Raw genomic sequence first — 24,458 nt, 5'->3', positions numbered from 1 at the left:
GTTAGCCCCCCACTCGTACGGAGGTCGTGGTGCCCCAGATTGCCAGTCCCAGGAAGAAGTCGAGAAGCGCGATGATCACCAGGGCCGCGCGCACGGCGTGCCCGACCGCCACACCGACACCGGCGGGACCGCCGGTGGCGTAGTAGCCGTAGTAGCAGTGCACGAGGATGATCACGAAGGCAAAGATCAGCACCTTGCCAAACGACCAGAGCACATCTTCCGGGGGTAGGAACAGGTTGAAGTAGTGGTCGTAGGAACCGGACGACTGGCCGGTGAACTGCGTGGCTATCAGTCTCGATGCAAAGTAGGCCGACAACAGTCCGAGCACGTACAGCGGGATGACGGCAACAAAGCCGGCCAGCACGCGGGTGGTCACGAGGAACGGGATCGACGGCACGGCCATCGTCTCGAGTGCGTCGATTTCTTCCGAGATCCGCATGGCGCCGAGCTGCGCGGTGAAACCACAACCCACGGTCGCCGACAACGCGAGGCCGGCGACGAGCGGCGCGACCTCACGGGTGTTGGCATATGCGGCAAGGAATCCGGTCAGGGCCTGCGAACCGAGCTGGTCGAGCGCGTTGGCGCCCTGCAGCCCGACGACGACACCGGTGAAGCCGGACATCAGCACCATCACGCCGATGGTGCCGCCGATGACGGCGAGTCCACCCGATCCGAATGCGACCTCGGCGAGCAGCCGCAGCAGCTCTTTGGGGTAGCGGCGGATGGTGCGCGGCGACCACCCGATGGCGCGTCCGTAGAACGACATCTGGTCGCCCGCACCATCGAGGACCCGCAACGGAATGCGCGCGATCTTGCCTGCGCGGTAGCCGAGCTCTCCTCTGCCTTTGGCGATCGTCACCTGTTCTCCTATGAACCCTTGGCCGGAACGATCTGCAGGTAGACCGCAGTGATGATCAAGTTCGCGAAGAACAACAGCAGGAAGGTGATGACGACACCCTGATTGACCGCGTCACCGACACCCTTGGGACCACCCTTGGGATTGAGTCCCTTGTACGCCGCGACCACTCCGGCGATCACACCGAACACCGCGGCCTTGATCTCGGCCACATAAATGTCCGGCAATTGCGCAAGCGCGCTGAACGACGCCAGGTAGGCACCCGGTGTTCCGTCTTGCACGATGACGTTGAAGAAATACCCTCCGCCGATGCCGACAACAGAGACCAGGCCACACAGCAGCACGGCCACCAGGATCATGGCCAACACACGCGGGACGACAAGACGCTGAACCGGGTTGATACCCAACACCTTCATCGCGTCGATCTCTTCACGAATCGTCCGCGAACCGAGGTCGGCGGTGACCGCCGATCCGGCGGCACCTGCCACCAGCAGCGACGTCACCAGGGGTGCGCCCTGCTGGATCACCACCAGCACGCTGGCGGCACCGGTGAACGATTCGGCACCGAGCTGCCGGATCAGCGATCCGGTCTGCAGTGACACGATCGCGCCGAACGGGATGGCGACAAGCGCGGTCGGCAGGATGGTCACACTTGCGATGAACCAGGCCTGCTGGATGAACTCGCGCCATTGAAAAGGGCGCACGAATGTCTGGCGTGCAACATCGACGAACAGTTGGACAATGTTGCCGGTTTGAGCGAGCGCGCCCGTACCGGCTTTTGCAACCCGATCGACACCACGCGTGGTGGCACTGGTCATCTACAGAGCCTTGTCCCCGGGGCGGTACGGGGGGAACTGCTCGGTCTGAGCATCAGAATCGGCGAATTGGGGTTGAGTCTGGTCATATCCCTGCGTCTGCTCGTAACCCTGGGTCTGTTCATAAGCGGGAGCACCTGCCGGGGCCATCCGATGCGCGGCCTGGCGCTGATTCTCCTGCGCAGCGTCTTCCTGCACAAAGCTCTCCTCGATCGCCTTCTGCGCGGCAGGCGGCAGGGTATGCAAGATCTCACGGACCCGGGCCTGACGACGTCCGACAGCCTTACGCTCGGGCAGTCCCGGGGTGGCCTGTAGCTGCGGAACGATACCGCGGACATCCTCAGCAGTACCGCCGTCGGAGTGGCCTGCGTCGACCATCTCCTGCTCGCGCTTCTGCTGCGCGTCGTCCTTCTCCTCGGACATACCGATGGGTCCGATACGACGGCCATTGAGGAACTGATCGACCACCGGCTCGTCCGAGGTCAGCAGCACCTCGCGCGGACCGAACATCACCAGTTCTTTGCGGAAGAGCATGCCGATGTTGTCGGGCACGGTCCGAGCGACCTGGATGTTGTGGGTCACGATCAGAATCGTGGCGTCGATCTGGGCATTGATGTCGATGAGGAGCTGCGACAGGTAGGCGGTGCGGACCGGGTCCAGACCCGAGTCGGGCTCGTCGCACAGGATGATCTGAGGATCGAGGACCAGGGCACGGGCCAGGCCGGCACGCTTGCGCATACCGCCGGAGATCTCACCGGGCAGCTTGTGCTCGGCTCCGGTCAGACCGACCAGCTCGATCTTGTCCATCACGATCTGACGGATCTCGTCTTCCTTCTTCTTCGTGTGCTCACGAAGCGGGAACGCGATGTTGTCGAACAGGCTCATCGACCCGAACAACGCGCCGTCCTGGAACAGGACGCCGAACAGTTTGCGGATCTCATAGAGCTCACGCGAGGAACATTTCGTGATGTCGGTTCCGTCGACGATCACCGACCCCTGTTCGGGGTGCAGCAATCCGATCAGCGACTTGAGGAACACCGACTTACCCGTACCGGACGGGCCCAACAGAACACTCACCTCACCCTGCGGCAGGGTCAGCGAGACATCACGCCAAATATTCTGCGACCCGAACGACTTCGTGAGTCCCTCGACACTGACCTCAACACCCACTTAAATGTCCCTCCAAATGAAGTCCGCCCCCGTCGCGGAACCTGTGGTTCGGCTCACTCTAACCCACAGAACGTAATGAATAAACGCGCTGTCGCGGTTTCACAGACTCGGTCATACCGGAGCCTCGACAACGGCGACACCGTCCGGCCTCGGTTGCCGCAGGTAGAGGAAAAATTCAGTTACCCGCGAGTAACTTCCGTCGCCACCCGCCGTCGTCCAAAAATTTCTGCCGACGCCCAAAAATTTGCTGAGGCGAAAAAACAAAACGACCCGCAGCCGAAGCTGCGGGTCGTTGTGCGCTCTGAGTGGATCCGGCGAACCAGACCGTCGTCAGATCAGAATTACTTGACGGAAACCTTGGCGCCGGCCTCTTCGAGCTTGGCCTTGGCTGCCTCGGCGGAATCCTTGTCGACCTTCTCGAGCAGTGCCTTGGGGGCAGACTCGACGAGATCCTTGGCTTCCTTCAGACCCAGTCCGGAGACGACCTCGCGGACGACCTTGATGACCTGGATCTTCTTGTCGCCGGCCGACTCGAGCACGACGTCGAACTCGTCCTGCTCAGCAGCGGCTTCAGCGGCAGCCGGAGCGGCAGCAGCAGCGGCGACCGGAGCAGCCGCGGTGACCTCGAAGACGTCTTCGAACTTCTTCACGAACTCGCTGAGTTCCAGCAGGGTCAGTTCTTTGAACTGCTCGATGAGCTCGTCAGATGAGAGTTTCGCCATGGTGGCAATCCTTTCTGTCTTTCCCATGGGCGCACGGTGACGCGCGCCGGGAATGTTGGTGGGGTTTTATTCGGCCGCTTCTGCGGGTGCGACCGCGGCTTCTTCGCTGCCCGAGGCAGCTTTCTTTTCCTGCAGTGCGGCCGCAAGACGTGCGACCTGGGATGCGGGCTGTGTGAACAGACCCGCGGCCTTTGCCAAGTTGCCCTTCATGGCACCGGCGAGCTGCGCAAGGAGTACCTCACGGGTTTCGAGGTCGGCGATCCGATTGACCTCATCCACGGACAGCGCGCGGCCATCCATGAATCCACCCTTGATGACGAGAGCCTTGTTGTCCTTGGCGAAGTTCTTGATCGCCTTGGCCGCCACAACCGGCTCACCCTCGATGAAGGCGATAGCGGTGGGGCCAGTGAACAGCTCGTCCAGACCGGTCACGCCCGCATCAGCTGCGGCACGCTTGACCAGGGTGTTCTTGGCGACGGAGTAGACGGCGCCTTCGCCGAGTGAACGACGCAGCTCAGAGATCTGCTTGACCGACAGGCCACGGTATTCCGTGACAACTGCTGCGGTGGCTCCCTTGAACTGCTCGGTGATCTCCGCAACCGCGGAAACCTTTTCGGTGTTTGCCATACTTCGCCTCCTCTCATGACGTGTCGGTTGGCACGTTGGAGCGCGACGTATCGGATGGGCCAAGTGCCCCACCAACGACAAACGCCCCGGCACAGGGCACGGGGCGCACACGAGCGAAGTGGCATGATGCCACCTGACTGCGATACCTCGTTCTCCCTGCGTGGGCCGCCGACGAAAGTCGGGCCTTCGGCCGATCCGCGATGATCGCGTACCGGTAACCAACGGTCTCTGGTTGAACTGGCGTCCGCAGGCATATGACCCGCGAACACCAAGGGGCAACACTACCGGTAAGTGCCTCCCGGTCACAAATCGGCCACATCCGGATCAATTTGTGAAGCCGGATTAACCCGATTGTCGCGACCGAACGCCCGCTCGGCTACATTGATGCAACCAGTCCAGTGTGAGCCGGGTCACGAATACCGGGTAGCACTGTCCAGCAGCACGATGGAGTGTTGTCGCGACCTGGATTCCCCGGTCAGCACCGGGGTTTTCAGATTTCGCCGCATCCCTCCCGGCAGTGGAGAGGGAGCGCCATGGTCTACCAGTTGAGCCCGTACGAGTCCGCGGTGAGCCGTGGGGTCAGCCGGACCGCTCCTACACTCCCCCTCGGCGATCCGACCGGTGGCGCGAACGCCCGTTGGTGGCGCGAACTGGTCGACGGCGAGCCGGAGTTCGCTTCGGTGTCGATCGATCGGTCCGTCGACCTGGAGATGAGCGACGGTGTCCGGTTGCGTGCGACGTTGATCCGGCCGGTCGACAAGTCCGGCGAGGCTGTCACCACCGCGCTGCCCACCGTCGTCAGCATCAATCCCTATAACCGCGCGTTCCTCGACGTCATCGACCAGGCCACCCACCACCTGCCACTGCCGCCGCTGTCCGGCGGCATCCTCGATGTCTTCGGCATCAACCGCAAGCTGGTCCAGAGCGGATATGTACAGCTGGTGGTCGATGTCCGCGGTACCGGTTCGTCTCATGGCCGCTGGCAAATCCTCGGCGACCGCGAGCAGCAGGACTCGATCGAGATCATCGATTGGGCCGCCTGCCAACAGTGGTGCGATGGCAACGTCGGTATGGCCGGTTGGTCATATTCGGCGATCAACTCGCTGCAGGCCGCGGGCAACGGATCACCACACCTCAAGGCCGTCTTCGCGGTGGAGGGTTGCGAAGACATCGTTCGCGACATCTACATCACCGGCGGCGCCCCGTCTGTGTTCATTCCGATCTGGCTGGCCGGGGTGAACCTGCTCAAGTGGCTTCCCAATCCGTCCACCGTGCTCGGTGACGTGCTCGGCACGAACGGGCTCACCTGGCTCAAGGATCGCCTCGCCTCCCCTGCGACCGAGATCGGCTCTTTGGCAAGAGGATTCCTCACCGGCACCGATCCCCGGATCTACGACGATCCGTACTTCGACGAACGCGATCCGAACATCGATCAGATCACCGCACCGACGTTCGTCTTCGGCGGTTGGCACGACCTGTTCGGCCGCAGCGCAACCCGGATCTACAACCAGCTCAACCTGCCTCCCGGCCAGAAGCAGCTCGTCATGGCCGACGGCTATCACATCGATGCCGGTCTCGGCTTCGGCGGACGGGTCTCGCCGCCGCGGGTCGATGTTCTCGAGCGGGCCTGGTTCGACCGCTGGCTCAAGGGCATCGACAACGGTGTCGACGAATACGGTCCGGTGACGCTGCAGCAGCAGGGTGGTTCGTGGACGTCGGGACAGTCGTTCCCGCGCAACGACTCCCGAGTGCAGCGCCTCTATCTGTCGGCGGCTCATTCGGATACGTCGAAGCACAGCGTCCACGACGGAAGTCTCGGCACCACCGTCAACACCGAGCCGGCCGCGCTGGGCATTCGCCCCGACGCCCGCGGGCTGGTGTCGCGGGACATGACGCAGGTGACCGCAGGCGCGACGCGGGTGCTGGGCAAACGGTTCACCACCGACGCCCGGTTCCAGGAACGGGGCGCACTGTCGTTCACCACGGCGCCGGTATCCGATTCCGTTCAGATCTCCGGCTCGGTCAACCTGCACCTGCGCACCACTTGCGCCGGAACCGATGCCTTGTGGGCGGTCACGCTCAATGATGTTGCACCGGACGGCACCTCGACCGTGCTGTCGAACGGATCACTGACCTCATCGAATCGCTCGCTGGATCCGGAGTTGTGTGAGTACGCCGAAGACGGGTCGCTACTCCTGGCCCACCATCCGCTGACTTTCAAGCGCAAGCTCAAGGTCGAACCGCACCTGCCGGTCGACCTCGACATCGACCTGGTCGCAACCGATGCCATCCTCGAGCCCGGACACCGACTGCGTGTCGATGTGTACGCCGCCAGCCTGCCGCGGTTCCTTGCGGTCCTCCCCGACCTGATCAAGGCCGGATTCCGGACCCAGAAAATCGTCCTCGACCCATTTCATCAGAGCTACCTGACCTTCCAGGCGGTCGGCACACCCGCCTGGTAATACCTCGACCGAACTCGAAACCCCCCGCGTCGCAGTTACCATCGACCGTGCCGACCCCACAGCAGAGTGCGCCCATGGCCCCGACCACACGAGGGGCAGTTGGTCGTGGTTGACGCGATCGCCCAGACCATCCCGATCGGGATCGGCCTCACCCTGATCTCGCTGCCGGTCGCCGTCATGGTCCTGGTCTTGATGTCGGCGGGTGAGCACCGCGCGGTCGCCGCGTTCCTGGCCGGCTGGGTCGCCGGGATCGTGGTGTTGTCGGTGGTTGCGATCGCCATTGTCGATGCACCGGTGGACGACTCCGCGGACAGCTCGACCCGATGGGCAGACATCGTGCGGATCGTGGTCGGCGCGGCCGCACTGGCGTTGGCGGCGAAGAACTGGTCCGGGCGACCGAAGGGTGACTCGGCGCCACCGATGCCCAAGTGGATGGCCTCATTCGAGGCCATCACCCCGTCAAAGGCGGGCGGACTGGGCTTTCTCCTGGTCACCACCAACCCGAAAAATGCGGTGGTGGTCGTCTCGGGAGCGACAACCATTGCGGCAGCCACCGAAATTGTTGCCCACCAGTCCATCTCGGTGGCAGTTCTCGCTGTGCTCGGCACCCTGGGTGTCGCGGCACCGGTCATCGCGAAGGCGATTCTCGGGGACCGGGCATCGTCGGTGCTCGATGCCACCAAGGACCAGATGATCCGGCACAACAGTCTCATCATGGCGGCGGTGCTGACAATCATCGGCGCCGTGCTGATCGTCAACGGCATCACCGGACTCCTCTGAGTGCTCAGCCGACGCGGATCCCGCTGTCGCCGAAGGTGACCCGATAGACCAACGCCGCCTCCGGCCCCAACACCAGACCCACCAGGTCGATGAGGGTGCCTGCGAACCGCGGTCCGTGTTTGTCGATTGCCGATCCCGGACTCAGGTGGTGGGCAAGCTCGTGCAGAACCACCAACTCCCGCATCGCCCAACGTCCCTGCGTCGCAACCGGAACCGCGATCATTCCCGCGCCGCCGCCCGGGTCGTATTCGTAGTGCGCCTGATGTTGTCCGCGGCGGGTTCGTACGCTGACCGGGATGGCTGCCCGCGCGAATCGGGCGATGACGCTCTCCATCGTCAGCACCCGCCCGACGTAGTCGCGGACCGAGTCGACCGATCCGAACTTCGCCTCGGGCGGCAAGGTGACCGTGGTCCCGGCGATGGCCAGGACGTTCCCGCCACCTGCGGCCCGCTCGAACACATTGTGGACCAGCCGTTCTGCCGCATACAACGCCGACCGCTGACTGTCGCGCTCGCTCACCGCCAAACGCTCCGCTTGTTCGAAGACGCTCCACATATACGTGGAGCATCTTGACAAAAGCGGAGCGTTTGCGTGGTCACGCCTCGAGTGCCCCGCGAGGGCCACCCAGTGCGATGTCTTCGCCCAGTCGTGCACGACGCCCGGCCCGGTCACCTGCCCGGCGCGCACCTTCGGAGTAACCGGCCGATGCACTGTGGGAGCGCCAGGTTCCCCTGGCCGTCGAGACGTCCCGATGGAAATCCCGGACCTCGATCTCCTTGTTGCGCAGGACCAATGCCGTCCCCGACTCGGTGTTGCCACCGTCGGCGGCGACCGCCTGCTCCCGTGCCTCGTCGCGAGCGGCGGCGAGCCGCTTGCCGATCCGTTCGGCGAATGCGGACTGAAAGTTCAGCCGGGCCGTGATCGGTGAGAGCTGCTTCTCCTCGACGACCCGGCGCGCATATCGGCCTCGACGCTCGGTGACCACCCGGGCGAACGTCTCACCCTTGTAATCCCCCGACTTCAGGTAGGCGTCACTGGCGGCGACCATCTGCACCACGAGCGAGCTGTACAACGCCTCACACGAGTCGATGTCGCCGGGAAATCCGTAGGCGTAGACAAAGGTCGAGTTGCTCGCGACGTCGCACGTGATGTCGTTGGCCCTGGCGATCGCGACAAACAGCTGCACGTACGTGCGCAGACCGCGTTTGCCCGCCTCACCGATCGCGATGTTCCGTTGCTCCGGTGCCACTCGCCGGTTGCCGTTGCCGTGCGCCCTGGCCACGGCGAGGTCGATGGACGCCGCGGTGGCCAGCCGCTGTGCCGCCTGCATGAATGCCTGCGCCTCGTGTTCGTTGTCTGTGCCCTCGGCTTGGCGGAGCAGACCCGCGATCTTGGTCAGAAGTTTGTTGTCCTGCACCCGTCCAACCTTAGGTGTTGGCCCCGACCTCACCATTCGGGCGGCGTCGCATTGTGGACCGGGTCTTCTGGTGGGGACAAATGCCGGCAGCACACCTGGCCCGAATTAGGAAATAGTGATTTACTAACTCCTGTGGCCAGACCGCGCGTGAATACCGATACCGCACTCATCGACGCTGCTGCCGCGGTGCTCGCCCGGACCGGCAGCGCCCGATTCACCCTCGAACTCGCAGGTCAGGAGGCGGGAGTATCGGCCGCGACGCTGGTCAAACGGTTCGGCTCCAAGCGTGGACTCCTCATCGCGTCCTCCCAGCGCTGGATCGATTCCATCGACGCCGACCCGGCACCGCTAGCCGGCGAAACGCCGTTGGCGACGCTGCATCGGCTGTCGGTGCGGTCCTATATCGACCACTCCCACCCCGACGAGGCCGCAAACCATGTCTCGTCACTGGCCGCCGACCTCGGCGATCCCGAGCTGACCCGGCTGTTGGCGCTGGGGTGGCAGCGCAAACGCTCACAGCTCGAACTTCTCATCGCCCGCGCGATCGAGGCTGGGGAACTCCCCCACGCCCCCGACCCAGCGGCGGCTGCACGCACCCTGTTCGCCCTGCTCGAGGGCAGTTTCCTCGGATGGACCATCGATCCGACCAACCCCCTGGTGTCAATCCTCGACACCGAGTTCAACAACCTCACCTCCGCGTGGAGATGAAAGGAAGCTCCCATGACCTCGACCACCGACATCACCGGCGCTGTGTTCATCGCGACCAGCGTCGACGGCTACATCGCCCGTGAGGACGGCGGCATCGACTGGCTCACCAGCCGTGATGACGACATGAGTGAAACCGGCTACGACGAGTTCGCCGCATCGATCGATGCAATTGCCATGGGCCGCAACACCTACGAGGTCGGCCTGTCGTTCGAGCAGTGGCCGTACGAGGGTATGCGCGTCCTCGTCGTCAGCTCGCAACTCGACGCAGGCGTCGACGATCGCATAACCGTGCACCGCAGCATCGACGACGTGCTCGCGACCGCGAAATACGAGGGCCTACGACGCCTGTATGTCGACGGCGGGCGGCTGATCACCGGATTCCTGGACCGCAAGATCATCACCGAACTGACCATCACGACGGTGCCCGTCATCCTCGGTTCGGGACTACCGCTGTTCGGATTCATCGACGAAGACATCCTCCTCGAACACACCCGGACCGTGACACTGAGCAAGGGCCTGGTGCAGTCTGTGTACCGGGTGATACCGGATGCCATGCTGAAACGGTGAAACAAAATCTCGAGCCGAACAGCGAACGCAAGCTCTTCGACCACAGCAACACCTCGTCGAGAGAGTTCTATCGGCTGCTCACCTCGTCGGTCGTGCCGCGCCCGATCGCCTGGGTATCGTCCCGTAGCGCCGCCGGTGTCGACAACCTGGCGCCCTTCAGCTTCTTCTCCGTCAGTTCGACGGATCCGCCGATCGTGCAGTTCACGACGGTGGGCGGCTTCAAACACAGTTCCGACAACGCCAGGGCCACCGGCCAGTTCGTGATCAACGTCGCGACCGAGTCGATGATGCACGCAGTGAACGCGACTTCGGCCGGATTCGATGAAGACGTCAATGAATTCGAGGCCGTCGGGGTCGCTTCCGCACCCGCGTCGGTTGTCGACTGCCTGCGCGTGCGCGACAGCCCGGTCGCAATCGAATGTGTCCTGCATCAGATCGTCGAAGTCGGCAACTCACAGGTCGTGATGGGTCGGGTGGTCGCGGTGTCCGTCGATCCGGCCGTTGCCGCCGACGACGGTCACCCTGACTTCACCAAGCTCGCCCCGATGGCCCGCCTGGGCCGCACGGAGTGGGGACTGCCGGGCGAGGTGGTCAACCTCGAGCGGCCAAAGTAGCACCACCTCACTTGCGTTGGTTCGAAACTTGCAGGTGAGAGGGCCTGTCCACAAATAAATAATAATTTAGTATTGACATCGATCCGTGTCTTGGGTCACTCTTTCCACAGCACAGTTACCAAGGCGAAACATCGAGGTCACATTGCAGTTCAACAAGAAGTGGCGAGCCGTTCTCGGCACCGCACTGGTCGCGGTCACGCTGGCCGGTTGCTCTGGCACTGTCGGCGAACACGGACGGATCGGCGTTGTCTACCTCAACGCCGAGGGTTACTACGCCGGAGTTGCGCGAGGGGTCACCGACACTTTCGCGGGCACGGGCGACGCGCCCCAACTCCTCGAAGCCAACATCCAGTCGGACGCGTCGAAGGAGAGCACCTTCGTCGACACCATCGCGTCGGTCAAAGCCGACGCGCTCATCATCTCTCCCGCGTCGAGCACGGCCTCGATTCCTGCACTGGAACTCGCGCACGAGAACGGTGTCCCCATCGTCTGCTACAACACCTGCGTCGAGGACGAGGCGGCCGAAAAGCTGGTCTCGGCGTACATCCTCGGCGATCCGAAGGAGTTCGGCGCCGCATCCGGCAGGCAGATGGCAGCGTACTTCCAGGAAAAGGGCGTCGCCGCACCCAATGTCGGCGTGATCAACTGCGAGCAGTTCGAGGTCTGCATCGAGCGGCGTATCGGTTTCGAGGAGGCCCTCCTGGCCGGCGTACCCGGCGCCAAGATCGTTGCGAACCAGCAGGGCCTGACGCTCGATGACGCCGTCGAGAAGGCCGAGCAGATGCTCACCGCCAATCCGGAGATCGAGGCGTTCTACGGCGAGGCCGGGTCCCAGATCATCGGGGCGGTCCGGGCGGTTCAAGCACGCGGAAAGACCGGACGGATTGCCGTCTTCGGTGGCGACATGTCCACCCAGGCGGCAGAAATGTTGCAGGACAACAGCATCCTGAAAGGTGTCACGGACATATCGGGCATCAAGGTCGGAGAGCTAGCCGGCCGCGCAGCGTTCGACATCCTCGACGGTAGGGAGCCTGAGAGATTCCTCATCAACGTGCCGATCGACGAGTACGTCGGACCAGAGGCGGGCGCGCAGTGGGTCGAGGCACATCCCGACGGCATTCCGTGATGACCGACTCCCACTCCGTCGACCCGATCCAGCAACGGAAGGCCACCATGACCGAACACACCGATCAGACCTCGACCGCAGTGGTCGCCCAGATCGATGGCCTGACAAAGCATTACACCGGCGTTCAAGCGCTCACCGATGCCTCGATCACCATCCACCGCGGCGAGGTCCGGGCGCTCCTCGGACGCAACGGCGCGGGTAAGTCGACGATGATCCGGATCTTGTCCGGGGTCGAAACGGCCGATCGCGGGACGATTCGGATCAACGGTGAACCGCTGGACAACGGTGGAGTGCGTCGGTCGACGACGCTCGGCGTCGAGACAGTTCATCAGGAACTCAGTCTGGTACCCCAACTGACGGTGGCGGAGAACATGTTTCTCGGCGCTTGGCCGCGGGCGCACGGCCGGATCGACTACGAGACGATGCGGCGCGAGACCGCAGCAGTTCTCGAGGAGCTCGAGTTGACCATCGACCCATCGAGTCGTATCGAGGACCTTCCGCTTGCCGAGCAGCAGCTCGTCGAGATCTGTCGGGCGGTCCGCCGCCGTCCGCATCTGCTCATCCTCGACGAGCCGACGAGCGCACTCGCGGCGGCCGAGGTACAGATCGTGCTGAGCACCGTCACTCGGATCGCATCACGCGGCGTCGCAGTCATTTACGTCAGTCATCGCCTCGACGAGATCCGCCAGGTCGCGTCCACCGCGACGGTCTTGCGCGATGGCCGTGTCATCGAAACGGTGTCGCTACAGGACGCGAGCACGGCGCATGTGGTCGCCCTGATGGTGGGTTCGGTCACCGAGGTGCAAGAACGCACCGAGCGCGTCGTCGACCGGTCCGGGGTGCCGCTGCTGTCCGTACGAGACCTCAGACTTCCTCCCAAGGTCGACGGCGTGTCATTCGACGTTCACGCCGGTGAGGTCCTCGGACTCGCGGGCCTGATGGGGTCCGGACGGAGCGAGGTCTTACGCGCGATCGCCGGATTCGATCCGGTCGCGTCCGGATCGATCTCCGTGCAGGGCAAAGCGATCGACGGACTGACCGCGGCCAGGATGAAGCGCCTCGGAGTGGGCATGACCCCCGAGGACCGCAAGGGTTCGGGAATCGTTCCGATGCTCGGCGTGGACGAGAACATGATGATGTCGGACTTCGGTGCCGTCAGCACCGGCCCGACCATCGATTACCGGCGTGTGCGGGCCGCGGCCTCGGCGTTGATCTCCAAACTCACCATCGCAACCGCAACAGGCCAAACGCCAATCGTCAACCTCAGCGGTGGCAACCAGCAGAAGGCGGTCATCGGCCGCCTGCTGCATGCCGGTAGCCGAATCCTGTTGCTGGACGAACCCACTCGCGGCGTCGACGTCACCGCGAAAGGTGAAATCTACCGGCTGGTCCGCGAACTCGCCGACGGTGGCGCCGCCGTCATCTTCGTGTCAGGAGAGCTCGAGGAGCTACCCCTCGTCTGCGACCGGGTCATCGCACTTCGCAACGGCACCATCGCCGACGAGATGACGGGCTCAGCCATCACCATCGATTCCGTTCTCGCCGCGGCGATGGCGGCGTAGCACCACCCAACACTTACGAAAAGAGGACCTGTGGTCATCACCGAGAAGAGCCGTCCGACGGGCGGCAACGAGACCAAGGGCAGCTGGCTGAGCAAGCGCACCCATCAACTGAACGAGATCGGCCTCGTGATTGCCATCGCGGTGCTCTACGTCGTGCTCGGTCTCAGTGCCGCGGGATTCACGGACGGTGCGAATCAGCTGGGCATCCTGCGTGACGCTGCGACGATCGGCATCGCCGCATGGGGCGTGACGCTGGTGATCATCGCAGGTGACATCGACATCAGCATCGGACCCGCGGTCGCGTTCGCCTCTGTGCTGGTGGCGATGGGCAGCACGCAGTGGGGATTCGGCGTCGGCGGCGCGGTGTTGATGACTCTCGTTCTCGGCGCTTCGTGGGGCGCTCTCGCCGGCTGGCTACGAGCGTCATTCGGCGTACCGTCTTTCATTGCGACACTGGGCTTGTGGAGCGTTCTGGGTGGCCTCGGTCTCTACCTGACCGACGCACTGCCCGTGGTGTTGCCGGACAGCGCCCTGTTCGACCTGCTCGGCGGCTCGATACTGGGCATCCCGACGTCCGCGGTCGTCATGTTCGCACTGTTCGCCATCTTCGTGTACATCTCCAAGTTCACCGCATACGGCCGCTCGGTCTACGCCATCGGTGGCAACGCGGCCGCGGCGCGCCTGTCCGGTATCAACCTCACCAAGGTGCGAATCCTGTTGTTCGCCACCACCGGCCTGCTCTCCGCCATCACCGGCATCTTGCTCGCTGCCCGCCTCGGTGCCGGATCGGGCAGCGCAGGAAGTGGCCTCGAATTCGACATCATCGCTGCCGTGGTGATCGGCGGCGCCGCACTCGCCGGCGGCCGTGGGACGATGCTCGGCACCTTCCTCGGGGTCGTGTTCATCACCGTCATCGGCAACGGTTTGGTGCTACTGGGCGTGAACTCGTTTCTCCAGGACGTCATTCGCGGTGTCATCATCGTCGGAGCCGTGCTGATCAATGCACTGATCGGCCGGCGCAGCGCCGCGGCCACACGCACCACGTAGGGCTCACCATGATCAACCGTCAACACCAAACACACAGGCCTGCAGGAGGAATCGTGACCACAGTCGACTCAGAATCTCCGGCCATCGCGAAGTCGATGATCGGCGTCTACCTCCCCGGCAACTCGACAACTGAGCGTCGAGAGGTCGTGGTCCCCACACCGGGACCCGGACAGCTACTCGTCGAGGTGGGTGCGGCAGGCATCTGCGGCACCGACATCAGCTACATCTACCGCGAATACAAGACACATCGCGGAGTCGACGGGCCTGCCTATCGCGGCGTCGTCTCCGGCCACGAGCCGTCCGGACGAGTGGTCGCCGCGGGTCCGGGCTGCGCGCGCTTCGGCGTAGGTGACCGCGTCATCGTCTATCACATCGCTGGTTGCGGACTGTGTGACAACTGCAGGCGCGGCTACTACATCAGCTGCACCTCCCCCGCCCGGGAGTCCTACGGTTGGCAGCGCGACGGTGGCAACGCACGATACGTGCTCGTCGAGGAGCGCACCTGTGTGCCCTTGCCGCAGCAGCTGTCCTATGTCGACGGAGCGTTGATCGCCTGCGGATTCGGCACCGCGTATGAGGGGCTTCGCCGCATCGGTGTCAGCGGCGAAGGTGACCTCCTGGTCGTAGGGCTCGGACCCGTCGGTCTCGCGGCCGGGATGATCGGTCGCGGCATGGGTGCCCGCCGGGTCATCGGTGTCGAGCTGTCCGAGGTTCGCCGCGACTGGGCCGACTCACTGGATATCTTTGATGCCACCGTCGCGCCCGAAGACGCTGAATCCGCGCTGACCGAACTGACCGATGGCGCCGGGTTCGCCTTCACCATCGACGCGTCGGGTTCGGAGCCCGGACGCGCCACCGCCGTGCGACATGCCGCCGAATGGGGCCATGTGTCGTTCATCGGTGAGGGTGGCCGGTTCGACACCGAGGTCTCGGATGCCCTGTTGCACAAGCAGTTGACATTGCACGCGTCCTGGGTGACTTCCCTGCAGGCCATGTCCGACCTTGCCCACAACCTCGTCGCGTGGGGCCTACGACCCGAGGCGATCGTGAGTGATCGTTTCACGCTAGAGGAGTCGGAGGGCGCGTTTGCGTTGGCCGCAGGCGGAAGTCGCGGCAAGGTCGTGTTCGTCTCGGATTCGGTGCAGTGACGCCGCATCTGCCGCACCCCGACATCCTCGTCGACATCGACAGGGGCAGTTCAGCGCGCCCCGACGTCGTCTGGCTGGACAATTCCGTGCTCCGGCTCGGCTTTGTGCCGGCACTGGGTGGGCGACTCCTGTCCATCCGGCTCAAAGGCCGAGAAACACTGTGGCGCAACAACGCCCTCCTCGACGACAACCTGCATCCGCAAGAAGGCCACGTGCCCGTCCCGGTGTCCGGACCGATGAGCACCTGGAACAACTACGGGGGCGACAAGACCTGGCCCGCACCGCAGGGCTGGTCGGGACCAACCGAGTGGGCAGGTCCGCCGGATCCGGTCCTCGACTCGGGTGGTTATGACTGGAACCTGACGCACACAACTGATTCGGTGACGCTGACCATGACCAGCGGGCACGATCCACGCACCGGGTTGACACTGAGCCGGGCGATGACCTTGCACGAGGGACGCAGCTGTTTCGACACCCGACTCGGCGCGCTCAACACCTCTTTCGACCCCGTCCGGTGGTCGCTGTGGAATGTCACCCAACGCGCCGGGGGTGGGCCTGGCAGCGGTGGCGTCGATGTCGGTGTCGAACGCGGCGACCACCGCGGTATCCCACTCGCGGTGGGTACCGGTGTCCCCCGCTTCGAGATCCGCGATGATGCGCGCGTGCACGTGCCCCACCAGGATGTCGTCGGCAAGGTCGGGTTTCCCGGTGCCGCAGGGTGGTTGACGCATACAGCCTTCGGGGTGACTGCGACACAGGGGTTCGCGGTCGACCCACACGGCGGCTACCCCGACGACGGGTCACGTGTCGAGGTGTGGATGGAGCACCCGTTGACCGAACCGATCACGCATCTCGGTGATCTCCAACCGCGTCACCGGATCGTCGAGACCGAGGTACTCGGCCCCGCCACAACGTTGGGTCCGGGAGAACACACCCGTCTGGACTTTCGCAGTGGCGTCACCGACGGCAACTCGGAGGTCACGGCACTCACCCCCGTCGGTCACTGGACCGACCAGGGCCAATTCGGCGCCTACACGTCCGGCGACATCTTCGTCGACGGGGTGTTCACCACAGCGGTTTTCGCAGGTACCACGTCAACGGACGCCGGCGCGACCGGCGGGCGGTCAGTCACGATTCGCGAGCATCGCTCCGGCACCGAGCACGACCTCGGCAGAATGGAAGAATCATGACCCCACGGCTCAACCCAGGAACCGTCCTCATCACAGGCGCTGCGCGCGGAATCGGTGCCGCGACCGCACGGGCGATGGCGACTTCGGGCTGGGCGGTGTCGCTGCTGGACCGCGACGACGCCGTGCGCGCTGTTGCATCCGACATCGAGGAGACGGGCGGACGCGCGGTGGCCTACCGCGGCGACGTCACGTCCGAATCCGATTGGGCCGCAACCCTCGAGCGCACCCATGAATTGCTCGGCCCGGTCGACGCACTGGTGAGCAACGCGCTCGCCACCGACCACACGCCGATCCACGAGATGACGCTGGAGTCCTGGCAACGCCAACTCGACGTGAACTTGACCGGTACATTCCACGGGGTGCGCGCCTGCCTGGAGGATCTGCGCCGGGACAATCGCGGGTCTGTGGTCCTGGTCTCGTCGGTCCACGCAAACTTCGGACTCCCGAACGTACCCGGCTATGCCGCGACCAAAGCCGGCCTCACCGGTCTGACCCGACAACTGGCGGTGCAGTACGGCGGACAGGTCCGCGTGAATTGCGTCTTGCCGGGACCGATCCTGACGGCACAGTGGGACGGGGTCGGCGCCGACGACCGTGTTTCCAGTGCGGAAGAGACCGTCATGGGCAGGCTGGGAGACCCCCGAGAGGTCGCGGGTCCCATCGAGTTCCTGCTCGGCCCGTCCGCGTCCTTCATCACCGGGGCGGCCATCGCCGTCGATGGTGGGTGGAGCATCACGAAGAACTCGTCCTGAGTGAAAGGCCTGCCAATGAACCGATACGGTGTCGAAGGATGACCGGCTACACAGGGCGTGGATTGCACGGCACCACGGTCGAGGTGCTGGGTTCGCGCATCGTCGCGGGCAGCATCCCCCCGGGCGAGATCCTCGACCTCCGGGCACTCGGGTCCGAACTGGATCTGTCCATGACCGCGCTGCGCGAGGCCATCAAAGTGTTGGCTGCCAAAGGTTTACTCGACTCCCGGCAGCGGCGTGGGACATATGTGCGAGAGCGTGCGGCATGGAATGTGCTGGACACGGACGTAATACGTTGGCGGCATTCCGCCGGCGACGCCGCCGCCATGCTCACCGAACTCGCCGAGGTGCGGGCCATTCTCGAACCCTCCGCCGCCGGACTGGCCGCGCTGCGCCGCACGGACACCGATCTCGCAGACTTCGACGTCGCCCTCGCCGCCATGGCAACCGCGAAGTCCGTGGAGGAAGCCGCGGCAGCCGACCTCAGTTGGCACGGACTTCTGCTGCGCGCCGCGCACAACGAAATGCTCGCCAGTATGAGTGTGCTCATCGAGCCGGCATTGCTGGTCCGAGACTCCTTGGTACACAACCACAGCACCGAAGACCCCGTCCCCGTTCACCAGGCGGTCGTCGATGCCATCCGCAACAGGGATGCCGCGGGTGCGGTATCGCTGACAAGGGCCCTGCTCGACAAATCGGTCGACGACCTGTCGAGCGTGCTCGGTCTGCTCGACAGTGAGGAAACACAGTGAAGGTCACCGCAATCGAAACGTTCGCGGTCGCGCCACGGTGGCTGTTCTGCCGCATCGAGACCGACGACGGCATCGTGGGGTGGGGTGAGCCCGTCATCGAAGGTCGGGCCGACACCGTCCGCGCTGCCGTTCACGAGCTCGGCGAACTACTGATCGGGCGTGATCCTCGCACGATCGAAGCGCATTGGCAGGTGCTCACCAAGGGGGGATTCTACCGAGGTGGACCGATCCTCTCCAGTGCCGTCGCCGGAATCGATCAGGCTCTGTGGGACATTCTCGGCAAGTCTCTCGGAGTCCCGGTTCACCAGCTGCTCGGCGGTGCGGTGCGCGAACGGGTTCGCGTATACGGGTGGATTGGTGGCGACGAACCGAACGAAATCGCGGATGCGGCACGGGCACAGGTCGAATCGGGCCTGACGGCGCTGAAGATGAACGCCTGCGGCAAGTTCGGCCGACTGGCCACCGCGGCAGAATTGGACGGTGTCGTCGACCGTCTGTCGCAGGTGCGAGACGCCATCGGGAACGACAACGATGTCGCGGTCGACTTCCACGGGCGTGTCGGTGTCGCGGATGCGCGCCGACTGCTTCCGATGCTCGAGCCGTTGCGACCCCTGTTCGTCGAAGAGCCGGTCCTCCCGGAGTTCGGCCACCGCCTGCGTGATGTCGTTCAGTCGAGCACCGTCCCGATCGCCACGGGTGAACGTCTCTTCAGTCGAGGTGAATTCCTTCCTGTACTCGAGGCCGGCGTGTCCGTGGTCCAGCCCGATATCTCGCACGCAGGCGGTATTTCTGAAGTCCGCCGGATCGCTTCGCTTGCGGAGCCGTTCGGTGCGCTGCTGGCACCACACTGTCCACTCGGCCCCCTCGCGCTGGCCGCGAGTCTCCAGGTCGCTTTTGCAACACCCAATTTCCTCATCCAGGAACAGTCCATCGGTATCCACTACAACGACGGCGCCCCGCAACTACTCGACTACGTCCTCGACCGGGCACCGCTGCAATTCACCAACGGTCACGTCGAACGATGGGATGCCCCGGGCCTCGGTATCGAGATCGACGAGGCCGCTGTCCGAGCGGCTGACGAGACAGCGGTCAGCTGGCACGGCCCGATCTGGCATCACCCCGATGGGTCATTCGCCGAATGGTGACTTCCCACAACGCGATCGAAAGAAAGGCAACTCAATGACACTGCTCGACGACTTTCGTGAACACCGCCTTCTCGGCATCATTCGCGGAAATGATGCCGCGGCCTCCATAGACACCGCCTCGGCACTAGCCGATGAAGGTGTGCGGATGTTCGAGGTGTCGCTGACCTCCGCAGACGCGTTGCACGTCATCGAGGCCATCGCCGCTCGCCTCGACGGTCGGGTCCAACTCGGCGCCGGCACGGTTCTCACCGCCGACGATGTCCGACGCGTCCGGGATGCGGGTGCGACCTACGTCGTCACACCGGCGCTCGCCCCGTCCGTCACGACGGCCGTCGACGCCGGGATTCCCGTCTTGTGTGGGGCACTGACCCCGACCGAGATCGTGGCTGCAGTCGCCCTCGGCGTCGACGCGGTGAAGATTTTTCCCGCCTCAGTGATGGGTCCGAAGTACATCAAAGACCTTCGCGCGCCGTTCCCGGACGTACCGTTCATCCCTGTTGGTGGGGTCGATGCGGACTCGATCGCCGCCTATCTTTCCTATGGTGCAACGGGTGTTGGGGTGGCCAGCCCGTTGTGCGGGGACGCACCCGATGGCGGCGACCTCGACGCCCTGCGCGGTCGTGCGCGCGCCTTCCTGGCGGCCGTGCAGGCCTCACGATGAGCTCAGATATCTCTGCCGCAGCGCAACTCGACGTGGTCACGGTCGGTGAGACCATGATCGCGGTTCGGTGCTCGGGGCGGATCAGCCTCGGAGCCGACGCAACTCTCGCTGTGGCGGGAGCGGAGTCGAATGTGGCAATCGGGCTCGCCCGGCTCGGGCACCGTGTCAAGTGGGGTGGTCGACTCGGTGACGACGAATCGGGCGAGTTCGTCCTTCGCACTCTTCGGGCCGAGAACGTTCTGGTCGACAGCGTTTCCCGCGACACCGAACGTGCTACCGGCCTGGTGATGTTCGAACAGCGGCTACCGGACGTCACACGCGTCGAGTACCACCGGCATGATTCTGCGGGCGCGCGTCTGAGCTCGACGGATTCTCTGGCAGCACTGGATCAGCGACCCCGGATTTTGCACGTCACCGGGGTGACGCCCGCTCTTTCCCCGAGTGCTGCCGAGTCTGTCCGCGAGGCCATGCGGCGGGCGCGTGAGATCGGTACCTTGATCTCGTTCGACGTGAACTACCGTTCGCGCCTGTGGGATTCGGCAACCGCCGCCATGGTGCTCAGACCGCTGGCCCGGTCCGCCGACATCGTCATCGCATCTGCGGACGAGTTGCCGCTCGTCGCAGACACTCCCACGGAACTGCTCGACTCCGGCGTGGTCGAGGTCGTGGTCAAACTCGGCGCCCGCGGAGCGGTCGCACACACCGCCGGGGCGGTCGTCGAGGCACCAGGTCACCGCGTCACGGTCGTCGATTCGATCGGTGCGGGCGACGCCTTTTGTGCCGGATACCTCTCCGCACACCTCGACGGCGCCGACCTGCCCTCCCGGCTCGCTCGCGCAAACACGCTGGGCGCCTTCGCCGTATCCAGTTCCGGTGACTGGGAAGGACTGCCTCGGCGCGACGAGCTCGACCTCATCGCCGCGGAGTCCGGGTCGGCGCTGAGATGAGCGTGGTCGGAGACTGGTCGGCAGTCGGAAACAGCCGATACGAGCTCGGCGAGGGCGCACGGTGGATCGGATCCGAGTTCCTGTTCGTCGACCTGCTTGCCGGAAAGCTGTTGAGTATCAACGCAGACGGGTCGGGCAGCCCACGTCAACGACTCGGCCTCGACGTGCCTTTGGGCGCAGTGGCCCCACGGGCCGCGGGCGGACTGATCGCCGCGGCCGGGACCGGAATCGTCGTCCTCGACGACCAAGATGGCGTCGATTGGTTGGCGCAACCCTTCGCCGATTCGTCGGTCGAGACCCGGATGAACGACGGCGCCGCGGATCCGCTCGGTCGTTTCTGGGCGGGCGCGATGCCCTACGACGGCACACCGGGCGCGGGGCGGCTGGTCCGCGTGGACCCGAGCGGCGAGGTGCACGTCGTGTTGGACGGGCTCACCACCCCGAACGGTCCGGTCTTCTCGTCGGACGCGCGGACCATGTATCTGGCGGACAGTGCGCGCGGATTGATCCTTCGTTTCGAGCTCTCCCCGAGCGGCGTACTCGATCCCGAACCCCAGATCTTCGCCACGGTTGACGATGCCAGTCCGGACGGGATGACCGTCGACTCGGACGGTCACCTGTGGTCAGCGCTCTGGGGTGGTCACCGTCTTCACCGGTATTCACCCAGCGGCGAGCTCGTGGACGTCATCGAGATTCCGGCGGCGCAGCCGACGAGTATCGCCCTGAGCACCGACAAGCCCGGCCGAATCCTCGTGACCACTGCCACTCACGGGCTCCGGTCGCCCGGCCCACTCGACGGGGCACTCTTGACGGCATCGACAACCGCAGTGGGTGTTCCGACCGCCGTTTTCGGGTGACGAGCCTCTCGGCTATCTGGAGTGATACACGCCGTTCGGGAAGGGACTGGCCCGCCGGGGCGTTGTCTCTCTTGTACGTCTTGTTCACACATATACGCGGATTAAGAAGGCCCCAAGGCATGTCTCCTACCCTGTCCATTCTCGACCTCGCCCCTATTGCCCCCGGGCAGAGTGCTCGCGAAAGTTTCGCAGGCAGTGTGCAACTCGCCCGCGCCGCCGAACGGCATGGCTACAAGCGCGTTTGGTATGCCGAGCACCACAACATGGCAACGATTGCGTCTTCGGCCACCAGCGTCCTGATCGCACACATCGCCGCGCATACCGAGACCATTCGACTCGGCGCCGGCGGCATCATGCTCCCGAACCATGCGCCTCTGACCATCGCAGAACAGTTCGGGACGTTGGAAACGCTGCATCCGGGCCGGATCGACCTCGGCCTGGGCCGGGCACCCGGCAGCGATCAGGCCACCATGCGCGCCCTGCGCCGCGACAACAGCTCAGCCGATCGGTTTCCCCAGGATGTGCTCGAGCTGCAGGGTTTTCTGGGTGACGAGTCCCGGATTCCGGGGATCACCGCAGTCCCCGGGGCCGGAACCCATGTGCCGCTGTACATCCTCGGCTCGTCGTTGTTCGGTGCCCAGCTCGCGGCGCACCTCGGTCTGCCGTACGCGTTTGCCTCGCACTTCTCCCCCGATGCCCTGCAACAGGCAGTGACCCTGTACCGCCGCGACTTCAAGCCGTCGGAACAACTGTCCGAGCCCTACGTCATCGCCGGCGTGAACATTGTCGCCGCCGACGATCCCGACGCTGCCGCCGCGGACTTCGAGGCGTTGCGACGAATCCGCGTTCGTGGCCTGATCTCCAGAGGACCGTCGACGCCGCAGTACAGCGACGAAGAGATCGACGCCTTTTTGACCACACGCGAGGGACATCAAATCGCCACGATGATGAAGTACACCGGAGTCGGAACCGGCGACGATGCCCGCCGCTATCTCGAGGACTTCGCCGAGATCGCACAGGCCGACGAACTGATGGTCTGCCATCAGTCCGTCTCCATCGAAGGCCGTCTGCGTTCACTCGAACTCACCGCCGACGCGATGAAGGCCGCTCAGGTCTGATCCACCCTGAAGTCTGTCGAATATGGGGGGTCAGAGGGAAATACTCCCTCTGACCCCCCATATTTGACGGATTTCAGGGCCAACAACAACAAAGGCCGGGACCCCCCGTGGGGAGTCCCGGCCTCATGTCAGTTCAGACGTGCGTGCTCAGACGTCTTCGTTGTTGTAATTGCGGTTCACCGACGGATCCACCGGGATGCCCGGTCCGGTGGTGGTCGAGACGGTGACCTTCTTCAGGTACCGGCCCTTGGCCGCCGACGGCTTCGCACGCAGGATCTCGTCCAGCGCAGCGCCGTAGTTCTCGGCCAGCTGCTTCTCGTCGAACGAAGCCTTGCCGATGACGAAGTGCAGGTTCGAGGCCTTGTCGACACGGAAGTTGATCTTTCCGCCCTTGATCTCGTTGACGGCCTTGGTCACGTCAGTGGTGACGGTGCCCGTCTTCGGGTTCGGCATCAGGCCACGCGGTCCGAGGATGCGGGCGATGCGGCCGACCTTGGCCATCTGATCCGGGGTGGCGATCGCGGCGTCGAAGTCGAGCCAGCCTCCCTGGATCTTCTCGATCAGGTCCTCGGCGCCGACCTCGTCAGCTCCGGCAGCGAGGGCCTCATTGGCCTTGTCGCCGGCGGCGAAAACGATCACACGGGCGGTCTTACCGGTGCCGTGCGGAAGGTTGACGGTGCCGCGCACCATTTGGTCGGCCTTACGGGGGTCGACACCGAGACGGACTGCAACCTCAACGGTCGCGTCGGTCTTGGTCGAAGAGGTCTCCTTGGCCAGCTTTGCAGCCTCCAGCGGACTGTAGAGCTTGGACTTGTCGACCTTTTCAGCTGCGGCCTTGTATGCCTTGCTGTTCCTGCTCATATTTGCTCTGTCTTTCTCCGCAACACATGCGGTTTGGTGGTGCGGACCGAGCCGGCCCTGCCACGATTACTTGGGTTTGGAAGCTCAGGCCTCGACGGTGATGCCCATGGAGCGGGCGGTTCCGGCGATGATCTTCGCGGCCTGCTCAACGTCGTTGGCGTTGAGGTCTTCCTGCTTGGTCTTTGCGATCTCACGGACCTGATCCATGGTGACCTTGCCGACCTTGGTCTTGTGCGGCTCTCCCGAGCCCTTCTGCAGACCAGCAGCCTTGAGCAGCAGCTTCGCGGCCGGCGGGGTCTTCAACTTGAAGTCGAAGGACCGATCTTCGTAGACGAAGATCTCCACAGGCACGACATTGCCGCGCTGGCTTTCTGTCGCGGCGTTGTACGCCTTGCAGAACTCCATGATGTTCACACCGTGCTGACCAAGTGCCGGACCCACGGGCGGTGCCGGGTTGGCGGCGCCTGCGTTGATCTGGAGCTTGATGATCCCGGTGATCTTCTTCTTCTTCTTGGGGGGCATCCTTTTCCCTGTTTCTGATTGATGTCGCTTG

General features: G+C 64.3%; 26 protein-coding genes. 17 read left to right on the top strand and 9 right to left on the bottom strand.

Annotated features, from left to right (window positions below; translation table 11 throughout):
- Position 1: 1 nt before the first annotated feature.
- From AC56PL_RS02190 to rplJ, 5 genes are all read right to left on the bottom strand, one after another.
- Positions 2-871, bottom strand: a complete 870-nt coding sequence (locus tag AC56PL_RS02190) for an ABC transporter permease (RefSeq protein WP_495516013.1) — start codon at positions 869-871, stop codon at positions 2-4.
- On the bottom strand, positions 868-1,674 hold the full coding sequence (locus AC56PL_RS02185; RefSeq protein WP_482135614.1) for an MlaE family ABC transporter permease: 807 nt from the start codon (positions 1,672-1,674) through the stop codon (positions 868-870). Before AC56PL_RS02185 ends, AC56PL_RS02190 begins: the two co-directional genes overlap by 4 nt.
- Positions 1,675-2,841, bottom strand: coding sequence for an ATP-binding cassette domain-containing protein (locus AC56PL_RS02180; RefSeq protein ID WP_495514785.1), 1,167 nt, complete (start codon positions 2,839-2,841; stop codon positions 1,675-1,677).
- Between the two features lie 341 nt (positions 2,842-3,182).
- Entirely contained in the window at positions 3,183-3,563 is a 381-nt protein-coding gene (gene rplL / locus AC56PL_RS02175) for a 50S ribosomal protein L7/L12 (protein WP_495516012.1), read from the bottom strand.
- A 66-nt stretch (positions 3,564-3,629) separates the two neighbouring features.
- Positions 3,630-4,190 (bottom strand): 50S ribosomal protein L10, encoded by a 561-nt coding sequence (gene rplJ / locus AC56PL_RS02170; RefSeq protein WP_495514784.1) that lies wholly within the window; start codon positions 4,188-4,190, stop codon positions 3,630-3,632.
- Positions 4,191-4,723: 533 nt separating this feature from the next.
- Here rplJ and AC56PL_RS02165 point away from each other — a divergent pair.
- Both AC56PL_RS02165 and AC56PL_RS02160 read left to right on the top strand, forming a co-directional pair.
- Complete coding sequence (locus AC56PL_RS02165) at positions 4,724-6,652, top strand: CocE/NonD family hydrolase (protein ID WP_497152886.1); 1,929 nt, start codon at positions 4,724-4,726, stop codon at positions 6,650-6,652.
- Between the two features lie 105 nt (positions 6,653-6,757).
- On the top strand, positions 6,758-7,432 hold the full coding sequence (locus AC56PL_RS02160) for a GAP family protein (protein ID WP_497152885.1): 675 nt from the start codon (positions 6,758-6,760) through the stop codon (positions 7,430-7,432).
- 4 nt (positions 7,433-7,436) lie between these two features.
- On the opposite strand, the gene AC56PL_RS02155 is transcribed toward AC56PL_RS02160, so the two are convergent.
- Together AC56PL_RS02155 and AC56PL_RS02150 are read right to left on the bottom strand one after the other, a co-directional pair.
- Positions 7,437-7,952: a TIGR04338 family metallohydrolase gene (locus tag AC56PL_RS02155; protein ID WP_497152884.1), complete on the bottom strand. Its 516-nt coding sequence runs from the start codon at positions 7,950-7,952 to the stop codon at positions 7,437-7,439.
- Positions 7,953-8,028: 76 nt separating this feature from the next.
- Positions 8,029-8,850 (bottom strand): DUF2786 domain-containing protein, encoded by an 822-nt coding sequence (locus tag AC56PL_RS02150; RefSeq protein ID WP_497152883.1) that lies wholly within the window; start codon positions 8,848-8,850, stop codon positions 8,029-8,031.
- 132 nt (positions 8,851-8,982) lie between these two features.
- Here AC56PL_RS02150 and AC56PL_RS02145 point away from each other — a divergent pair, with 132 nt between their 5' ends.
- From AC56PL_RS02145 to AC56PL_RS02075, 15 genes are all read left to right on the top strand, one after another.
- Positions 8,983-9,558 (top strand): TetR family transcriptional regulator C-terminal domain-containing protein, encoded by a 576-nt coding sequence (locus AC56PL_RS02145; protein ID WP_495514779.1) that lies wholly within the window; start codon positions 8,983-8,985, stop codon positions 9,556-9,558.
- A gap of 12 nt (positions 9,559-9,570) precedes the next feature.
- On the top strand, positions 9,571-10,125 hold the full coding sequence (locus AC56PL_RS02140) for a dihydrofolate reductase family protein (protein ID WP_497152882.1): 555 nt from the start codon (positions 9,571-9,573) through the stop codon (positions 10,123-10,125).
- Positions 10,122-10,739, top strand: a complete 618-nt coding sequence (locus tag AC56PL_RS02135) for a flavin reductase family protein (RefSeq protein WP_497152881.1) — start codon at positions 10,122-10,124, stop codon at positions 10,737-10,739. The genes AC56PL_RS02140 and AC56PL_RS02135 overlap by 4 nt, the downstream gene beginning before the upstream one ends.
- Positions 10,740-10,881: 142 nt before the next feature.
- Entirely contained in the window at positions 10,882-11,865 is a 984-nt protein-coding gene (locus tag AC56PL_RS02130) for a substrate-binding domain-containing protein (protein ID WP_497152880.1), read from the top strand.
- On the top strand, positions 11,865-13,427 hold the full coding sequence (locus AC56PL_RS02125) for a sugar ABC transporter ATP-binding protein (protein ID WP_497152879.1): 1,563 nt from the start codon (positions 11,865-11,867) through the stop codon (positions 13,425-13,427). The genes AC56PL_RS02130 and AC56PL_RS02125 overlap by 1 nt, the downstream gene beginning before the upstream one ends.
- 30 nt (positions 13,428-13,457) lie before the next feature.
- Positions 13,458-14,474, top strand: coding sequence for an ABC transporter permease (locus tag AC56PL_RS02120; RefSeq protein ID WP_497152878.1), 1,017 nt, complete (start codon positions 13,458-13,460; stop codon positions 14,472-14,474).
- Between the two features lie 53 nt (positions 14,475-14,527).
- On the top strand, positions 14,528-15,622 hold the full coding sequence (locus tag AC56PL_RS02115) for a zinc-dependent alcohol dehydrogenase family protein (protein WP_497152877.1): 1,095 nt from the start codon (positions 14,528-14,530) through the stop codon (positions 15,620-15,622).
- On the top strand, positions 15,619-16,812 hold the full coding sequence (locus AC56PL_RS02110; protein ID WP_497152876.1) for a DUF4380 domain-containing protein: 1,194 nt from the start codon (positions 15,619-15,621) through the stop codon (positions 16,810-16,812). Before AC56PL_RS02115 ends, AC56PL_RS02110 begins: the two co-directional genes overlap by 4 nt.
- On the top strand, positions 16,809-17,564 hold the full coding sequence (locus AC56PL_RS02105; protein WP_495514771.1) for an SDR family oxidoreductase: 756 nt from the start codon (positions 16,809-16,811) through the stop codon (positions 17,562-17,564). Before AC56PL_RS02110 ends, AC56PL_RS02105 begins: the two co-directional genes overlap by 4 nt.
- 38 nt (positions 17,565-17,602) lie before the next feature.
- Positions 17,603-18,316, top strand: coding sequence for an FCD domain-containing protein (locus AC56PL_RS02100; RefSeq protein ID WP_495514770.1), 714 nt, complete (start codon positions 17,603-17,605; stop codon positions 18,314-18,316).
- Positions 18,313-19,461, top strand: a complete 1,149-nt coding sequence (gene dgoD / locus AC56PL_RS02095; RefSeq protein ID WP_495514769.1) for a galactonate dehydratase — start codon at positions 18,313-18,315, stop codon at positions 19,459-19,461. The genes AC56PL_RS02100 and dgoD overlap by 4 nt, the downstream gene beginning before the upstream one ends.
- Positions 19,462-19,495: 34 nt before the next feature.
- Entirely contained in the window at positions 19,496-20,122 is a 627-nt protein-coding gene (locus AC56PL_RS02090; RefSeq protein WP_495514768.1) for a bifunctional 4-hydroxy-2-oxoglutarate aldolase/2-dehydro-3-deoxy-phosphogluconate aldolase, read from the top strand.
- Positions 20,119-21,069, top strand: coding sequence for a sugar kinase (locus AC56PL_RS02085; RefSeq protein ID WP_497152875.1), 951 nt, complete (start codon positions 20,119-20,121; stop codon positions 21,067-21,069). The genes AC56PL_RS02090 and AC56PL_RS02085 overlap by 4 nt, the downstream gene beginning before the upstream one ends.
- On the top strand, positions 21,066-21,926 hold the full coding sequence (locus AC56PL_RS02080) for an SMP-30/gluconolactonase/LRE family protein (RefSeq protein ID WP_497152874.1): 861 nt from the start codon (positions 21,066-21,068) through the stop codon (positions 21,924-21,926). Before AC56PL_RS02085 ends, AC56PL_RS02080 begins: the two co-directional genes overlap by 4 nt.
- A gap of 119 nt (positions 21,927-22,045) precedes the next feature.
- The gene (locus AC56PL_RS02075; protein WP_495514765.1) at positions 22,046-23,044 is read left to right on the top strand and encodes an MsnO8 family LLM class oxidoreductase; all 999 of its coding nucleotides are present in this window, start codon (positions 22,046-22,048) and stop codon (positions 23,042-23,044) included.
- A 147-nt stretch (positions 23,045-23,191) separates the two neighbouring features.
- On the opposite strand, the gene rplA is transcribed toward AC56PL_RS02075, so the two are convergent.
- A complete protein-coding gene (gene rplA, locus AC56PL_RS02070; RefSeq protein WP_495514764.1) occupies positions 23,192-23,905 on the bottom strand; it encodes a 50S ribosomal protein L1 in 714 nt (237 codons plus the stop codon).
- A gap of 84 nt (positions 23,906-23,989) precedes the next feature.
- Positions 23,990-24,427 (bottom strand): 50S ribosomal protein L11, encoded by a 438-nt coding sequence (gene rplK, locus AC56PL_RS02065; protein ID WP_495514763.1) that lies wholly within the window; start codon positions 24,425-24,427, stop codon positions 23,990-23,992.
- Positions 24,428-24,458: the final 31 nt, after the last annotated feature.

The sequence above is a fragment of the Williamsia sp. Y721 genome (assembly GCF_059683565.1).
This window is presented reverse-complemented; position numbering and strand designations above follow the sequence as displayed.

What these genes read in the sequence shown, in the direction of transcription:
- AC56PL_RS02185 (WP_482135614.1), bottom strand. Translation starts at nt 1,674, where the DNA reads ATGACCAGTGCCACCACGCGTGGTGTCGATCGGGTTGCAAAAGCCGGT.
- rplL (WP_495516012.1), bottom strand. Translation starts at nt 3,563, where the DNA reads ATGGCGAAACTCTCATCTGACGAGCTCATCGAGCAGTTCAAAGAACTG.
- rplJ (WP_495514784.1), bottom strand. Translation starts at nt 4,190, where the DNA reads ATGGCAAACACCGAAAAGGTTTCCGCGGTTGCGGAGATCACCGAGCAG.
- AC56PL_RS02165 (WP_497152886.1), top strand. Translation starts at nt 4,724, where the DNA reads ATGGTCTACCAGTTGAGCCCGTACGAGTCCGCGGTGAGCCGTGGGGTC.
- AC56PL_RS02140 (WP_497152882.1), top strand. Translation starts at nt 9,571, where the DNA reads ATGACCTCGACCACCGACATCACCGGCGCTGTGTTCATCGCGACCAGC.
- AC56PL_RS02125 (WP_497152879.1), top strand. Translation starts at nt 11,865, where the DNA reads ATGACCGACTCCCACTCCGTCGACCCGATCCAGCAACGGAAGGCCACC.
- AC56PL_RS02105 (WP_495514771.1), top strand. Translation starts at nt 16,809, where the DNA reads ATGACCCCACGGCTCAACCCAGGAACCGTCCTCATCACAGGCGCTGCG.
- AC56PL_RS02100 (WP_495514770.1), top strand. Translation starts at nt 17,603, where the DNA reads ATGACCGGCTACACAGGGCGTGGATTGCACGGCACCACGGTCGAGGTG.
- AC56PL_RS02090 (WP_495514768.1), top strand. Translation starts at nt 19,496, where the DNA reads ATGACACTGCTCGACGACTTTCGTGAACACCGCCTTCTCGGCATCATT.
- AC56PL_RS02085 (WP_497152875.1), top strand. Translation starts at nt 20,119, where the DNA reads ATGAGCTCAGATATCTCTGCCGCAGCGCAACTCGACGTGGTCACGGTC.
- AC56PL_RS02080 (WP_497152874.1), top strand. Translation starts at nt 21,066, where the DNA reads ATGAGCGTGGTCGGAGACTGGTCGGCAGTCGGAAACAGCCGATACGAG.
- AC56PL_RS02075 (WP_495514765.1), top strand. Translation starts at nt 22,046, where the DNA reads ATGTCTCCTACCCTGTCCATTCTCGACCTCGCCCCTATTGCCCCCGGG.
- rplA (WP_495514764.1), bottom strand. Translation starts at nt 23,905, where the DNA reads ATGAGCAGGAACAGCAAGGCATACAAGGCCGCAGCTGAAAAGGTCGAC.
- rplK (WP_495514763.1), bottom strand. Translation starts at nt 24,427, where the DNA reads ATGCCCCCCAAGAAGAAGAAGAAGATCACCGGGATCATCAAGCTCCAG.